Origin of the sequence: Williamsia serinedens, from assembly GCF_024171725.1 — a bacterium.
Classification (GTDB): Bacteria; Actinomycetota; Actinomycetes; order Mycobacteriales; family Mycobacteriaceae; genus Williamsia_A; species Williamsia_A serinedens.
In genome coordinates, this window is record NZ_JAMTCG010000004.1 from 175,823 (window position 1) to 189,835 (window position 14,013).

At 69.7% G+C, this 14,013-nt stretch carries 17 protein-coding genes; 4 read left to right on the forward strand and 13 right to left on the reverse strand.

Translation table 11 applies throughout. From position 1 onward, the window contains the following. Positions 1-39 precede the first annotated feature (39 nt). The gene (locus tag LX12_RS22255) at positions 40-507 is read right to left on the reverse strand and encodes a YdeI/OmpD-associated family protein (RefSeq protein ID WP_253654761.1); all 468 of its coding nucleotides are present in this window, start codon (positions 505-507) and stop codon (positions 40-42) included. A gap of 76 nt (positions 508-583) precedes the next feature. Between LX12_RS22255 and LX12_RS11865 the strand changes: the two genes are divergently transcribed. Then, positions 584-1,072 carry a hypothetical protein gene (locus tag LX12_RS11865; RefSeq protein WP_253654762.1) on the forward strand — a complete coding sequence of 163 codons (489 nt, stop codon included), beginning with the start codon at positions 584-586 and terminating at the stop codon, positions 1,070-1,072. Positions 1,073-1,113: 41 nt separating this feature from the next. Here LX12_RS11865 and LX12_RS11870 read toward each other — a convergent pair whose 3' ends face one another. The 7 genes from LX12_RS11870 to LX12_RS11900 form a co-directional block, all read right to left on the reverse strand. Further along, positions 1,114-1,521, reverse strand: a complete 408-nt coding sequence (locus LX12_RS11870; RefSeq protein ID WP_253654763.1) for a styrene oxide isomerase — start codon at positions 1,519-1,521, stop codon at positions 1,114-1,116. 78 nt (positions 1,522-1,599) lie between these two features. Next, the gene (locus tag LX12_RS11875) at positions 1,600-2,298 is read right to left on the reverse strand and encodes a GNAT family N-acetyltransferase (protein ID WP_253654764.1); all 699 of its coding nucleotides are present in this window, start codon (positions 2,296-2,298) and stop codon (positions 1,600-1,602) included. A gap of 23 nt (positions 2,299-2,321) precedes the next feature. Continuing rightward, entirely contained in the window at positions 2,322-2,876 is a 555-nt protein-coding gene (locus tag LX12_RS11880; protein WP_253654765.1) for a DUF305 domain-containing protein, read from the reverse strand. Between the two features lie 27 nt (positions 2,877-2,903). After that, positions 2,904-3,983: a redox-regulated ATPase YchF gene (gene ychF / locus LX12_RS11885; RefSeq protein WP_253654766.1), complete on the reverse strand. Its 1,080-nt coding sequence runs from the start codon at positions 3,981-3,983 to the stop codon at positions 2,904-2,906. Positions 3,984-4,042: 59 nt separating this feature from the next. After that, positions 4,043-4,939, reverse strand: coding sequence for a hydroxyquinol 1,2-dioxygenase (locus LX12_RS11890; RefSeq protein ID WP_253654767.1), 897 nt, complete (start codon positions 4,937-4,939; stop codon positions 4,043-4,045). Further along, on the reverse strand, positions 4,936-6,003 hold the full coding sequence (locus LX12_RS11895; RefSeq protein ID WP_253654768.1) for a maleylacetate reductase: 1,068 nt from the start codon (positions 6,001-6,003) through the stop codon (positions 4,936-4,938). Before LX12_RS11895 ends, LX12_RS11890 begins: the two co-directional genes overlap by 4 nt. Further along, positions 5,996-7,792, reverse strand: coding sequence for an FAD-dependent oxidoreductase (locus LX12_RS11900; RefSeq protein WP_253654769.1), 1,797 nt, complete (start codon positions 7,790-7,792; stop codon positions 5,996-5,998). Before LX12_RS11900 ends, LX12_RS11895 begins: the two co-directional genes overlap by 8 nt. 127 nt (positions 7,793-7,919) lie before the next feature. On the opposite strand from LX12_RS11900, the gene LX12_RS11905 reads away from it, so the two are divergent. Together LX12_RS11905 and LX12_RS11910 are read left to right on the forward strand one after the other, a co-directional pair. Next, positions 7,920-8,849: a helix-turn-helix domain-containing protein gene (locus LX12_RS11905; protein ID WP_253654770.1), complete on the forward strand. Its 930-nt coding sequence runs from the start codon at positions 7,920-7,922 to the stop codon at positions 8,847-8,849. Positions 8,850-8,884: 35 nt separating this feature from the next. Beyond that, positions 8,885-9,391, forward strand: a complete 507-nt coding sequence (locus LX12_RS11910; protein ID WP_253654771.1) for a VOC family protein — start codon at positions 8,885-8,887, stop codon at positions 9,389-9,391. 1 nt (position 9,392) lies between these two features. Here the strand turns inward: LX12_RS11910 and LX12_RS11915 are convergent, their stop codons facing one another. The 4 genes from LX12_RS11915 to LX12_RS11930 are packed head-to-tail and all read right to left on the reverse strand — an operon-like array spanning position 9,393 to position 12,410. Continuing rightward, positions 9,393-10,541, reverse strand: a complete 1,149-nt coding sequence (locus LX12_RS11915) for an AI-2E family transporter (RefSeq protein ID WP_253654772.1) — start codon at positions 10,539-10,541, stop codon at positions 9,393-9,395. A gap of 25 nt (positions 10,542-10,566) precedes the next feature. Further along, positions 10,567-11,526 (reverse strand): TIGR03557 family F420-dependent LLM class oxidoreductase, encoded by a 960-nt coding sequence (locus tag LX12_RS11920; protein ID WP_253654773.1) that lies wholly within the window; start codon positions 11,524-11,526, stop codon positions 10,567-10,569. A 4-nt stretch (positions 11,527-11,530) separates the two neighbouring features. Beyond that, positions 11,531-12,088, reverse strand: a complete 558-nt coding sequence (locus LX12_RS11925; protein WP_253654774.1) for a type 1 glutamine amidotransferase domain-containing protein — start codon at positions 12,086-12,088, stop codon at positions 11,531-11,533. A 46-nt stretch (positions 12,089-12,134) separates the two neighbouring features. Continuing rightward, complete coding sequence (locus tag LX12_RS11930) at positions 12,135-12,410, reverse strand: DUF7218 family protein (protein WP_253654775.1); 276 nt, start codon at positions 12,408-12,410, stop codon at positions 12,135-12,137. Positions 12,411-12,538: 128 nt separating this feature from the next. On the opposite strand from LX12_RS11930, the gene LX12_RS11935 reads away from it, so the two are divergent. Next, a complete protein-coding gene (locus LX12_RS11935) occupies positions 12,539-13,717 on the forward strand; it encodes a PQQ-dependent sugar dehydrogenase (protein ID WP_253654776.1) in 1,179 nt (392 codons plus the stop codon). On the opposite strand, the gene LX12_RS11940 is transcribed toward LX12_RS11935, so the two are convergent. Next, on the reverse strand, positions 13,704-13,931 hold the full coding sequence (locus LX12_RS11940) for a hypothetical protein (RefSeq protein ID WP_253654777.1): 228 nt from the start codon (positions 13,929-13,931) through the stop codon (positions 13,704-13,706). The genes LX12_RS11935 and LX12_RS11940 overlap by 14 nt on opposite strands. Between the last annotated feature and the right edge of the window lie 82 nt (positions 13,932-14,013).

The window sequence follows — 14,013 nt, forward strand, 5'->3', positions numbered from 1 at the left end:
CAATCCGTAGCAGTTCTTCCCGCTGAGCGGGAAACATCGCTACCGATCCCCGAGTTCCGCCACGAGCGCACGGATCCTGCGCTCCCTCGTGGCGGCGGCTGCCGCGCCGTCGATGTGCGCGAGCGCGCGCCGACGCTGCGCCGGCGTCCGGCGGTCGAAGGCAGCGACCGTGCCACTCGCCTCCAAGGCCTCGAGGACGTCGTCGTCGATGGGCACCAGGTCGGGATCCACGGGCCGCAACTGACACCGGACGAGGTCACCGGCCTCGGCGCGCAGACGACGCTGCATCGAGCTGCCGATGTAGACGAAGGCCCCGTCCATCACGTCCTGATCGGCCTTGTTGATGCCCACGTTCACGGCGAGGTCGTCCAGCCACCCTGCGAGTCGCCGTGTGTTCATCTCGCGGGCCGCTGCTTCGAGTTCGCGGGGCAGTCGGATCACGACGTATTCGTTTCGTCCCCAGACCATCTGCCGGAGCACCGCCTCGAACTCGACGAGATCGTCCACCCGACAATCCGTAGCAGTTCTTCCCGCTGAGCGGGAAACATCGCCACCGATTCGGGCATCTGTCAGGGTGGGCAGCGTGATCGGTCGTCCCGGATGGGTTGTCGCGCGGTGGGTACGCCGCGCCGCGTGGTGGGTGTTCGTCGTGGTCGCGCTCGTCGCCGGTCGCGTGAGCTGGTTCGGCTTCGGCCAGACCCCCGAGGTCACGTACCACGGGTCGTACCAGCCGCTGAACGGCGTGACGGACTCGAGCGCGTACGGAACAGCACTGACCGTCAGCGACGTCGTCGAGGGCGGGGTGGGCTGGGCCGGACCCGTCACCGCGGCCGCCGCGGCGGTCGTCGTCGTCGCCGCCATCGTGCAGGCGGACGCGGCACGCCGCGGTGCCCTGATGACGGTGCTCCTGATCGCGATCCCCGTCGTCGCCGTCCTCACGGTGGTCGCGGCCGTCAACAGCATCGACGGGGTCCTCGCGCATCCGGAGCTGCTCATCGCCGTCGTGTTGGGCGCGACCGCGATCCGCGAGGCCGCAACCGTCGTGGCGCGACCCGCGCAAACGGATCCGTAGCACCTCGTGTCGTCAGGCGACACGGACTGCTACCGACCATGTCAGCGCAGGACGCCGACGATCAGCAGGACGACGGCGACGATCATCGCCGGCGCGAGCGTGAGGAGCAGTCCGTCGACGACGGTCTCCTTGCCCCCCGACGCGAAGTGGTCACCGGACGCGGCCGGCGCGAAACGCCTGCCCGCGCCCCAGATCGCGCCGAGTTGAGTGGCAAGCCAGTTGGCGTAGGTGCCGTAGATCAGGAGCACCACGGTGACCGCATCCAGCACGTGCGGCAGATCGACGTGGGGCCAGAGCAGACCGACGATCACGAGCAACGGGCCGTTCGTCATGCCCTGCAGGTGGCTGGCCAGCCCCATGCGCGGGTTGGTCAGCGCAGGGACCGCCAGCCCGGTCAGGAGGCCGAGCAGCAGGAGGATCAAGCCGGATGCGATGAGCACCGTCGCCATCGACGGGATGATAGACGTGCAGGCGTGTGCGGTCGGTGCGAATCCGTAGCGATTGTTCCCGCTGAGCGGGAAGAATTGCTACGGATTCGTACGTAGTGGCGCGCGTTGGCGGCCGTCGGCATCGAAGTTGGCAGGGTCGAGCCATGCCTCGAATGCCGCGCGGCTCGTCGGCCATTCACCGTCGGTGATGGAGAACCATGCGGTGTCGCGGCTGCGACCCTTGTAGACGACGAGGTGCCGGAAGGTGCCCTCGTAGGTGAAGCCCAGGCGCGCGGCAGCACGCCGCGACGGCTCGTTGAGGCTGTCGCACTTCCACTCGTACCGGCGGTAGCCGAGCTCGAAGGCGTGCCGCATCAGCAGGTATTGCGCCTCGGTCGACGCTTGCGTCCCCTGCAGGGCACGCGAGAACATCACGTACCCGACCTCGACGACACCGTTCGCCGGGTCCTGTCGCATCAACGCGAGCGTCCCGACCGCGCGGCCGGTGCCGGTGTCGACGACGGCGAACAGCAGCGGGTCCTGCCCTGCCGCAGCGGGTTCCGCCCACGCGAGGAACTCCTCGCTCGTCGCGAACGGGCCGAGCGGGAGGTAGGTCCAGTCACGGTCGTCGGGCGCCGCAGCGTAGGCGGCGAACAGGTCGTCGGCGTGCCGGTCGACGTCGAGCGGCTCGAGCGTGCAGTGCGTCCCGCGCAGCACGACCCGCGACGGCGCCGGCGGCGGTGTCCACCCGGGAAGCGACGGTCCGATCGGCTGTCCGAACTCGTTCGTCCTCGTCACGCGGGCGATCGTCTCACGATGCGTCAGCCCAGTTGCGCGGCGAGTGCTCGCAGCTTCGGGATCTGGGTGGTCGGCGCGGTGGAGATCGACGTCGCGAGTTCCCGCGCCGGCCCGTACACCCCCGACGCCAGCTCTCGCTGCGCCATCGCCGCGGCGCCGGTCTCACTGTTCGCCGAGTCCAGCAGGAAGGCGCGGTCGAAGGCCGTCCCCGACATGGTCCGCAGCCCGGCCAGCGTCGGGTCGGTGATGTACCCGTCGGGCATCGAGGAACCCGCGGCCGTCGACAGCAACGACCACTGACTCTTCCAGCCGTCGAGCTTCTGCAGCTCCGGCGTCTGCTGCGACACGATCAGCCGCCCGTAGTCGACCACGCGCGGGTCACTGCCCTTGTCGGCCGCGAACTGTCCGACCTCGATCGCCCGCTGGTGATGGCGCGCCATGGCCACGACGAACGCGTCGTCGGTGGCGTTGTGGGTCGTGGCAGCGGGCGATGAATCGCCCCCGCACGCAGCCGTGACCACCACGCCGATGACGGCAAACACGACGAACAGGGTCGATCGGAGACGTGTAAGGCGCATGGATCCAGTGTGCCCGCGCCCGAGGACTCAGACGTTGAAGCGGAACTCGACGACGTCGCCGTCGTGCATGACGTAGTCCTTGCCCTCCATGCGGACCTTGCCGGCGGCCTTGGCGGCGGCCATCGAGCCGGCGGCGTCGAGGTCGTCGAAGGAGACGATCTCGGCCTTGATGAAGCCCTTCTCGAAGTCGGTGTGGATGACGCCGGCGGCCTTGGGGGCGGTGTCGCCCTTGTGGATCGTCCAGGCGCGCGACTCCTTCGGCCCGGCGGTCAGGTACGTCTGCAGTCCGAGGGTGTGGAACCCGGCGCGCGCCAACGAGTGCAGGCCCGGCTCGGTCTGGCCGATCGAGTCGAGGAGTTCCTGCGCGTCCTCGGCGTCGAGCTCGAGCAGCTCGCTCTCCACCTTCGCGTCGAGGAACACCGCATCAGCGGGGGCGACGGCCGCCCGCAGCTCGTCCTTGCGCGCGTCGTCGGTGAGCACGGACTCGTCGGCGTTGAACACGTAGAGGAACGGCTTGGTCGTCATCAGGTGCAGCTCGCGCAGCGACGACAGGTCGATCGAATCCTTCTGCGAGAACAGGGTCTTGCCCGAGTTCAGCAGCTCCGACGCCTTCTGGGCCGCAGCGAGCGTCTCGGCCAGGTCCTTGTTCTTGCGGGCGTCCTTCTCCAGCCGCGGGATCGCCTTCTCCAGCGTCTGCAGATCGGCGAGGATCAGCTCGGTCTCGATCACCTCGATGTCGGCGAGCGGGTCGACGCGGCCGTCGACGTGCACGACGTCGTCGTCGGCGAACACCCGCACCACCTGGCAGATCGCGTCGGCCTCGCGGATGTTGGCGAGGAACTGATTGCCCATCCCCTCGCCCTCAGAGGCGCCCTTCACGATGCCCGCGATGTCGACGAACGAGACCGTCGCGGGCAGGATGCGCTCGCTGTTGTGGATCTCCGCCAGCCGACCGAGCCGCGCGTCGGGCAACTCGACGACGCCGACGTTCGGCTCGATGGTCGCGAACGGGTAGTTGGCGGCCAGCACGTCGTTGCGCGTCAGGGCGTTGAACAGGGTCGACTTGCCGACGTTGGGCAGGCCGACGATTCCGAGGGTGAGACTCACGGGTGACCACTCTAGGTTTCACCACCCCGGACCGACGACACGCCCTCGCTGAGCAGGGACTACGCGTCCGCGGGGGCGAGCACGATGTCGAACCAAACGCTCGACCACGACCCGCCGACCTTGCGCCCATCCGGGGTGGGTTCGTCCGCCGCGTGTTCGACGAAGTCCTTGACCAGCGAGTCCTTGACGCCGAAGACGCTGTCGCGGTCGAGGAGGTCGTCACCGCGGACGAAGATGTGCGTGACCAGACGACGGAGCCCGTCGGCCGTGACCATGAAGTGCAGATGGGACGCGCGGTAGGGCGACCGCCCGACCGCCTGCAGCATCCGTCCGACAGGACCGTCGTCCGGGATCGGGTAGGGCGTCGGCGTGATGCCCCAGAACCGGAACGAACCGTCGTCGTCGGAGAACAGGTGGGCGCGGGCGGCGACGCGCCCGTCGTCGTGCTGCACGTCGTAGAGGCCGTCGTCGTCGGCCTCCCACACCTCGAGGCGCGCACCGGCCACCGGAGAGCCGTCGGTGGTCGTCACGGTGCCCTCGACCCAGCACGGCTGACCCGGGGCGCCGAACGCCATGTCGCCACCCAGCTCGATCCGGGGCGCCCCCTCGACGAAGAACGGCCCGAACACCGTCGCCTCGGTCGCGTCGCCGCGCACCTCGTTGTTGATGGCGATGGTCTGCATCGACGCACCGAGGGTGTCGGAGAGGAGGACGAACTCCTGCCGCTTGTCGTCGGTGATGTGGCCGGCCTCGGTGAGGAACGCGATCGCCTGCTCCCACTCCTCCTCGGTCAGCCGCACGTCGCGCAGAAAGGCGTGCAGATGGCTGGTGAGCGACTGCATGACCTGGCGCAGTCGGGGGTTCTCGCAGCCGTCGAACGACCGGAGCACGCGCTCGACGACATCGTCCTCGACGGCACGTTGGTCGTCGGAGATCGGTTGGTGCTGAACGGTCATGGCTGATCGTCTCCCTCGTAGGCAGCTCGTAGGAGCTGGGTCAGTGCGTGCTCGGTGACCGGGGTCGGGTTGTCCGCGGGGATCGCGGCGAGGATGCGGGGCACGGCGGCCTCGATGCCGGACTCCGGCATCCCCAGATCCTTCAACGCCGACGGGGCCGACACCGCGGCGCGCAGGTCGGCGAGTCCGGCGACGGCATCGTCGGCACCCAGCGCCCGGGCGATCCGGGCTACGGCGTCGGGGGCGTTCGATGCGTTGAACGCCAGGACGTGCGGCAACACCACGGCGTGCGTCGGGGCGTGCGGCAGGTCGAACATGCCGCCGAGCACATGGCAGATCTTGTGGTGCATCGCCGACCCCGCCGACGCGAACGCCACCGCCGCGAGGTAGGCGCCGTAGAGCGTGCGGTCGACGTCGTCCACCGCGTCCGACCGCGGTTCGGCGACGAGCCCGAGGAGTCCCTCGCGCAGGGCACGGATGCCCTCCTCGGCCAGTGCACGGTCGATCGGGTCGGCGCGGGGTGCCCACATCGCATCGACACCGTGCGCGAGCGCGTTCAACCCGCTCGCGACGGTGGCGTCGGTGGGCAGCGTCGTCAGCAGGGTGGCGTCGTAGACGACGCTGCGCGGCAGCACCCGGCGGTCCACCCCCGTCGTCTTCACGCCGTCCTCGGTGAGGCCCCACACGTCGGTCGCCTCGCTGCCGGAGAAGGTGGTGGGTACCGCGATCACGGGCAGGCCCGCGGTCAGGGCGACGGCTTTCGCCAGACCCGTCGTCGACCCGCCCCCGATGGCCACGACGACGTCCACACCGGCCTGCGACGCGACCTCCCGCGCACGCTGCGCCACCTCGACCGGGACATGCATGACCACCTCGGTGTGGCGCACCACGTCCGGGAGGCCGGCGACGATGGCGTCGACCCGGGCCCCGTCGCGGTCGGACGCGATCACCATCGCCCGTCGCGCGTCGAGCGCGATCACCTCGCCCTCGAGCGCCGACCGCGCGTCACCCGCGGCGAACACGACACGCTGCGGCAGGGTCTCGTGGACGAACGCCTCAGTCACGGCCGAGCACCGTCCTCATCGCCGAGGACAGCGCGGCCGTGGGGTCGTCAGGCAGGTCGTGGGAACGCCAGGCGATGTGCTTGTCGGGCCGGACGAGGATCGCGCCGGACTCGTCGACCTCGCGCAACTTCGCCCAGTCGTAGTAGAGGTCGGTCACCGCGCAGCCCGGTCCGATCACCACCGCCTCGAGCGGCACACCGAGCTCGCCGGCGACAGCGGTCGCGGCGTCCGCCCACGCGCCACCCGTCAGACCGGTGATCAGGGTCCACCGCGAGTAGGGCGCGAGGTCCATCATCGCCATGCGACGGGTGTTGTCGCCGACCCATGCGTGCGGCAGGTGCGCGCCCGGAGAGGTGCACATGACGTGGAAGAGATCGGCGTCCTCGCGGCCGGACTGCGGGACCGGCGCGGTGCCGTCGGAGACGATCGCGCCCGAGCTGTAGAACTGGCCGAGCTCGACACCGTGGGCGTTGAACTCGTAGTTCTTGGTGTCCATGGCCTTCAACAGGGCGGCCCGCTTGGCGGCACCCTCGGGTGTCGGGTCCTTGCGCTCGGCGATGGCCGCAGCCATCTCCTCCCCCTCGAGTCCGACGACGCCCAGTGCCTCGAACAGGTCGGAGAACTCGCGCGCCGAGCGGTTCGCGCGGGTGACGATCCGCTCGGCGACCGGCGCCCGTTCGGCGGTGTAGGAGTCGAGCAGCGACGGGCCGGCGTGACCGTCGAGCACCGCCGCGATCTTCCACGCGAGGTTGTAGGAGTCCTGCACCGAGGTGTTCGAGCCCAGGCCGTTCGACGGCGGGTGGCGGTGCACCGCGTCCCCGACGCAGAAGACCCGGCCGCGCTGGAGGTCCGTCGCGTACATCTCGTTGACGCCCCATAGGCTGTAGCCGGTGATCTCCGGCTCCAGGTCCGGGACGCCGAGCAGGTCGCGGATGATTCCGCGGGCCATGTCGTCGTCGAGTTCCGGTGGCGGGCCGGAGATGTCGTAGCCCCACACGATCAACCACTCGTCCCAGGGACGGACCATCCGGACCAACCCGGTGCCGATGCCGCCGACGTTCGACCCGGGTGCGATCACCCAGTAGAGGACGCTGGGTCGGTGGTCGACGAGCGGTGCGATGTCGGCCCGGAAGGTGATGTTCATCGATCCGGCGATGTCCATCTGACCGGTGAAGGGCAGGCCGATGTCCTCGGCGATCCGCGACCGCGCCCCGTCGGCGCCGATGAGGTAGCGCGCCCGGATCCGGTACTCGAGACCGGTGAGTCGGTCGCGGACCTCGACGGTGACGCCGTCGTCGTCCTGGGTGTGCCGCAGGTACTCGGTGGAGAACCGGGTCTGCGTCCCGCGGATGGTCGCGTTCCGCAGCAGGATCGGCTCGAGGTAGGTCTGCGGGATGTCGACGGTCAGGCACGGTGAGGCGAGCTGGTAGTCGGCCTCGCGGTCGGGCCGGGTCCCCCAGGTGCGGATACGACCGATCTCCTCACCGGCGATCGCGGTGCAGAACACGGTGTCACCGATCATCTCGTGGGGTGTGGCCTCGGCCAGCACCTGTTCCTCGATCCCGAGGTCGCGGAACACCTCCATCGACCGCTGGTTGGTGATGTGGGCGCGCGGGGTGTTCGCGGTCCACCGGTACTTGGTGATGAGGATGGTCGACACCCCCAGCTCGGACAGGAACAGGGCCGCGGCCGAGCCCGACGGCCCGGAGCCGACGATGAGCACGTCGGTCTCCACCACGCCGTGATCCGGCAGCTCCGTGTCCGCGATGCCGTCGTCGAAGGTCGCCATCGATCCGCCTCTCTGCTGTACGTGTCGCCGAGTGTGCGACGGTCCGTGTCGTCGGCGGGTGGGTCACGACCGAGATGGCGGAATCGAGGAAGAACCGACGCGGTGTGGCCTGTGTCACCATGGATCGGTGAGCGCCGCTGCTCTGTCCCCGACACGGTTCGAGGTCTCGACCTCGGATGATCACGCCGTGCTCGCCTGGGAACGGCACAACGCGGCCGCGCTGATGGAGCTGTCGTGCGAGGTGCCGGGCGACGGACGGTTCGTGGCCCGCGAGTCGAACCTCGTCGGAGAGTCCCTCCGCCTCGCCCATGTGCGCGGATCCGCCCACCGCGTGCAGCGGTCGGCGTCGATGATCGACGACCGCCCCGTCGACGCCGTCGCCGTGTACGTCGCCCGGCGCGGGGCCGCGCGGATCCACGCGGACGGGGTCGACGGCGTCCTCCAGCCGGGCCAGCTGCTCGTGTGCGACCCGGACCGACCGCTGCGCCGCGTCTTCGAGCACGGACTCGACGAGTTCGCCGTCGTGATCCCCCGAGACGACTGGGCGCAGGTGAGCGACAGCACGCGGGTGACGCCGACGGTCGTCGACGTCGCGGACGACGTCCGCGCCCGGTCGCTGGTGCGTCTCACCACCGCCGCGTTCGCCTCGACGGCGACGACCACCGAGGACCTGGCGCGGATCGTCGCGACGGCGAGCGTTCTCGCCGGCGCCGCGACGCTGGGCGTCGAGCGTCGCGTGACCGCCCACGCGTTCATCGACGACAACCTCGGCGACCCCGGGTTGACCGCGGCGTCGGTCGCCGCGGCGACCGGTGTCTCGGAGCGTCAGCTGTCCCGGCTGTTCGCCGCGGACGGGACGACCGTGCCGCGCCATGTCCTGGCCCGGCGCCTCGACCGCGCGTACGCGGTGCTGACCGCACCGGGAGCGTCGGCGACGGCCGCCGAGGTCGCGCTCCGCTGTGGTTTCTCCTCGATCCCCTGGTTCTCCACCAGCTTTCGGCGGCGTTTCGACATCACACCGGCCGAGGCCCGGCGCTCCGGTCGGCGACCGGCGTAGGGTCGCGGCGGAACACAGGGACGAACGAGGTGGGCATGACGTCGCAGGAGACCGACCGCAGGGAACAGTTCGCCGAGCAGCGCGACCGGCTGAGCGCGCAGTACCTCGCACCACCGTCGCAACGGCCGGCGTCGAGCGGCCGCGGTGTACACCACACCGCGCTCATCTCGAGTGACGTCGAGACGACCATCCGCTTCTACCAGGGGCTCCTGGAGTTCCCGCTGACCGAGTTGATCGAGAACCGTGACTACGCCGGGTCGACGCACTTCTTCTTCGACATCGGCAACGAGAACCTGTTGGCGTTCTTCGACTTCCCCGGTCTCGACGTCGGGCCGTACCAGGAGGTGCTCGGCGGGCTGCACCACGTGGCGATCAGCGTCGAGCCCGCCCGCTGGGAGCGACTGCGCGGCAAGCTCGCCGACGCCGGCGTCGAGATGGTCCTGCACAACGAGGTGTCGATCTACTTCCGCGGCCCCGACGGCGAACGCCTGGAGTTGATCGCCGACCCGCTCGGCGAGATGTACGGCGACCAGATCCTCTGACTCAGGACACGGCGTCGTCGTCCGACGGCGGATCCTTCTCCAGGGACACCGGCTCCGATTCGACGTCCTCCGGGTCGTCGCTGCGCGCCCGCACCTGCTCGCCGTAGTAGCGCACCGCGACGGCGCCGCAGGCGGCCACCGGCACCGCGAGGAACGCGCCGACCACTCCGAACAGGGTGCCGCCCAGTGTCACCGCCAGCAGCACGATCACCGCGTGCAGGTTCATAGACTTCGACTGCAACCACGGCTGTAGGACGTTGCCCTCCAACTGCTGCACCGCGACGATGATCGCGAGCACGATGAGTGCGGTGACGAGACCGTTGGACACCAGCGCGATCAGGACGGCCAACGCGCCGGCGACGAACGCACCGACGATGGGCACGAACCCGCCGACGAACGTGACGATCGCGAGGACGTAGGCCAGTGGCACGCCGAGGATCACCAGGCCGATGCCGATCAGCACGGCGTCGACGAGACTGACCACCGCCTGCGTGCGGACGAACCCGCCGAGCGTGCGCCACATCCGGGTGAGCACCTCGGCGAGATGCGGCGCCGCGGGGCTGCCGACCGAGCGTCGCAACCACGGGAGGAACCGCGGCCCGTCCTTGAGCAGGAAGAAGGTGATGACCGCGGTGGTGAACAGCGTGATGAGGGCCGACGTCGCCGCGCTGACGCCGGTGAAGAACCCCGACGCGATCTGCGCCCCACTCGACTCGAGGCGGTCGGTGATGGCCGAGACCGCCGAGTCCAGTTGTGCGTCACTGATGTTCAGCGGCGGACCCTGCAACCAGTCCTGCACCTGACGGATGCCGACGACGGCTTTCGTCGACAGCGTCGACACCTGATCGGCGATCGACGGGGCGACCGCGGCCACCACCCCGGCGATGACCGCGGCCGCGACGACGACCCCGACGAGCGCGGCGAGCGCCGGCGGCACCGACCGCGACCGCAGCCACCGCACCGGAGGCCACAACACGGTGCACACGATGACCGCGAGGATCACCGGCAGCAGGATGACCCAGATCTGGGCCACGACCCAGCCGACGAGCCACAGCGCCGCCGCCACCAGGACGACCTGCAGCGCGATCACCGAGACCGATCGCAGGTGCGAGGCGTACACCGTTCCCCGGGTGGTGACCTGGCGACTCATGCCGCCATGGTCACACACCCGGGCGTCACACGGACGAACGGATCGTGTCGATCAATTCGGACTTGCACAGCTCGAGGAAACCGTCGACGTCCGGCCCGGCGTTGAGCACCGTCAGGTGGTCGAAGCCGGCGTCGGCGAACTCCTTCGCCGACGCGACGTGCGCGTCGAGGTCCGGACCGCACGACATCGCGTCGGCGATGTCGGACTCCCGGACCAGCGACGTCGCCGCCTCGAAGTTGATCGGATTGGGCAACTCCGACTGCACCTTCCAGCCCGTGAGCCCGAACCGGAACGTGGAGTGCGCGGCCTTCACGGCCGAGTCGACGTCGGGCGCCCACGCCATCGGCACCTCGCAGAACCGCGCGCCGGAGCCGCCGGCCCCGCGGTACGCCGACACCAGTTCGCCGTCGGGTTCGGTGGCGAACAGCCCGTCCCCTGCCTTCGCGGCGATCTCCGCGGCGTTCGTCCCGCCCGCCGCGACGACGATCTCCGGCAACTCGTCGGGCAGGTCGAACACTCGCGCGTCGTCGAGGGTGATGTGCTTGCCCTCGTAGGAGTGATAGCCGCCCGACCACAGCAGTCGGATGACCTCGATGGCCTCGCGCAGCATCTCGTGCCGCACGTGTGCCGACGGCCACGGTGCGCCGGTGATGTGCTCGTTGAGCCGTTCACCGGATCCGAGGCCGAGCGTGAACCGGCCGTCGGAGAGGACCGCGGTGGTGGCGGCGGCCTGCGCGATGATCGCGGGGTGATACCGGATGATCGGGCAGGTCACGCCGGTCGCGAGCTGGAGCGTCGACGTCTGCGCGCCGATCGCGGCGAGCATGGACCACGCGAAGCCGGAGTGCTGCTGGCTGTAGAGCCACGGGTGGAAGTGGTCGGAGACCTCGACGAAGTCGAAGCCCGCCTGTTCGGCGACGACCGCCTGGCGGACGATCTCCTTCGGGTCGAAGGCCTCCGCCATCAACTTGAAGCCGATCTGCACGTCCTCAGCCCTTCGCGACGACGGCGACGACGCGCTCACAGAACGCCGGGAGGTCGTCGGGGTTGCGGCTGCTGACCAGGGTGTTGGGTCCGGAGGTGCACTCGACGACCTCCTCGTCGACCCAGGTCCCACCCGCGTTGCGGATGTCGGTCTGCAGGCTCGGCCACGACGTGATGGTCCGGCCCGAGAGCACGCCGGCCTCGACGAGCGTCCACGGCGCGTGACAGATGGCCGCGACCGGCTTGCCCGCGTCGAAGAAGCCCTTGGCGAAGGCGACCGCCTCGTCGACGGTGCGCAGGTAGTCCGGGTTGGCGACGCCACCGGGCAGGACCAGCGCGTCGTAGTCGGACGGGGACACGTCCGACACCGTCGCGTCGACGGGGAACGTGTCGGCCTTGTCCAGGTGGTTGAAACCCTGGACCTCGCCGCTGTCGGTGGACACCAGCTTCGGCGTGCCGCCGGCCTGTTCGACCGCCTTCCACGGCTCGGTCAACTCGACCTGCTCGATGCCCTCGGGGGCCACCAGGAAGGCCACGGTCTTGCCGGTCAGTTCGTCACTCATGGTCAGATCTCCGTTCGTGTGTGGGGTGCTCGGATGGGGGCGCGCGTCAGTGGTCGCGCAGCATCTCCACGAGCTCGTCCTTGTTCTTGTCGGAATAGCCGTGCAGATCAAGCTCTTTCGCGCGCTTCTTGAGCTCGTCGACGGTCCACTCCTCGTACGAGGGGGATTTCCCGCCCTTGTGCCCGACGTCGGATCGTCCGCGGTTGGCGGCCGCGTTCGAGATGCGTGCCGACTTCTCCTTCGAGTTCCCCTTGTCGCGGAGCTCCTCGTAGAGATCGGGATCCTTGAGCTGCGGTGCGTCTTCGTTCTTCTTCTCGGCCATGCGTCACTCCCTCCTCGCACGGTGGAAAACCGGGTCTGTTCAGGGCACAGCAACGCTTCTCGGCTGTACGTCCGACGCTACACTCGCCGCCCCTCGAGATGGCTGTTCTCGCTGGTACGGTCGAAGGGGTGAACCGATCGCGGATCGCCCGGTATTCCCCCGTCGTGGCGGCCGTGGTCGCCGCCCTCACGATGTCGGCGTGTGGCGCCGACGCGACCGACGACCGTGACGAGTCGTCGCGCACGGATGCCGCACCGACGCCGTCCTCGTCGTCCGCAGGCGACGACTCGATCCGTGTGCGCGACGAGATGACCGGACTCGATCACCCCTGGGACGTCGTCCTCGATCCCGGCGGCGCCATCGTCACCGGAGAGCGATCCGGCCGGATCATGGTGCGCCAGAACGACGGTCGCGTCGGCGAGGTCCGCGCCGACGGTCTCGACGTCCGCGCCCGCGGCGAGGGCGGCCTCATGGGGATGGCCCTCGCTAACGACTTCGCGACGTCGCGGTCGGTGTACACGTGCTACGCGAGCACCGCCGGCGACGTGCGCCTGGTCCGGTGGACCGCCGCGCCCGACTGGTCGTCGATGACGCGAGCGCAGGACGTCCTGACCGGGATACCGCTCAACGCCAGTGGCCGCCACAGCGGTTGCCGCGTGCTCCCGGCGCCCGACGGGACACTGTTCGTCGCGACCGGTGACACCGCCTCGCCGACCGCCTCCCAGGATCTGCGGTCGTTGGGCGGAAAGGTGTTGCACGTCAACGCCGATGGCTCACCGGCGGCCGGGACGCTCCCCGGCACGCCCATCCACTCGTTCGGGCACCGCAACCCCCAGGGGCTCGCGTTCGTCCCGGGCACCGACCGGCTCTACACCTCCGAGCACGGACCCACCGTCGACGACGAGGTGAACCTCGAACAACCGCGGGCGAACTACGGATGGGACCCGGACACGGGGAGCGGCTCGTACGACGAGAGCGTCCCCATGACCGACACCCGCAAGTTCCCGACCGCCGTGCCGTCGGTGTGGTCGTCGGGTGATCCCACCCTCGCCGTCGCCGACATCGAGGTCCTCGGCCCGGTGTGGGGGAAGTACCGGGGGATGCTCGCCGTGGCGGCGTTGAAGGCTCAGAGACTGATGCTGCTGCGGCTCTCACCAGACGGGCGGTCGACGACCGAGCGGGTCGACCTGCTCCAGGGCACCGAGGGGCGGTTGCGGTCGATCACGACCGCACCGGACGGGTCGCTGTTGGTCACGACGGACAACGGCGACGGCGCCGACAAGGTGCTCCGGGTCAGCGCCGCCTGAGTCCGCGCCGCCACGCCTGCACGCGGGTGAGGAACGACTCGACCGCGTCGAGATCGGCGACCGCGGAGGGTTCGGGCGGGGCGACATGCGACGTCTCCGCGGCGATCGCGTCGGCCACCTGCCTCTCGCCGTAGAGGCCCATCATCACGTCGACAGCCCAGCCCGGGTACTCGGCGAGCGGGATGTCCCGCTCCTTCCGTCGTGTTACGCGCACGTTACGAGAATGGCACGCGACCGCCGGTTCGACCAGCATTCGGCGCAGGTCGCCGCGAATGTAGAGTGACCCGGGCCACACC

What these genes read in the sequence shown, in the direction of transcription:
- LX12_RS11870 (WP_253654763.1), bottom strand. Translation starts at nt 1,521, where the DNA reads ATGGCGACGGTGCTCATCGCATCCGGCTTGATCCTCCTGCTGCTCGGC.
- LX12_RS11880 (WP_253654765.1), bottom strand. Translation starts at nt 2,876, where the DNA reads ATGCGCCTTACACGTCTCCGATCGACCCTGTTCGTCGTGTTTGCCGTC.
- LX12_RS11890 (WP_253654767.1), bottom strand. Translation starts at nt 4,939, where the DNA reads ATGACCGTTCAGCACCAACCGATCTCCGACGACCAACGTGCCGTCGAG.
- LX12_RS11900 (WP_253654769.1), bottom strand. Translation starts at nt 7,792, where the DNA reads ATGGCGACCTTCGACGACGGCATCGCGGACACGGAGCTGCCGGATCAC.
- LX12_RS11910 (WP_253654771.1), top strand. Translation starts at nt 8,885, where the DNA reads ATGACGTCGCAGGAGACCGACCGCAGGGAACAGTTCGCCGAGCAGCGC.
- LX12_RS11915 (WP_253654772.1), bottom strand. Translation starts at nt 10,541, where the DNA reads ATGAGTCGCCAGGTCACCACCCGGGGAACGGTGTACGCCTCGCACCTG.
- LX12_RS11925 (WP_253654774.1), bottom strand. Translation starts at nt 12,088, where the DNA reads ATGAGTGACGAACTGACCGGCAAGACCGTGGCCTTCCTGGTGGCCCCC.
- LX12_RS11930 (WP_253654775.1), bottom strand. Translation starts at nt 12,410, where the DNA reads ATGGCCGAGAAGAAGAACGAAGACGCACCGCAGCTCAAGGATCCCGAT.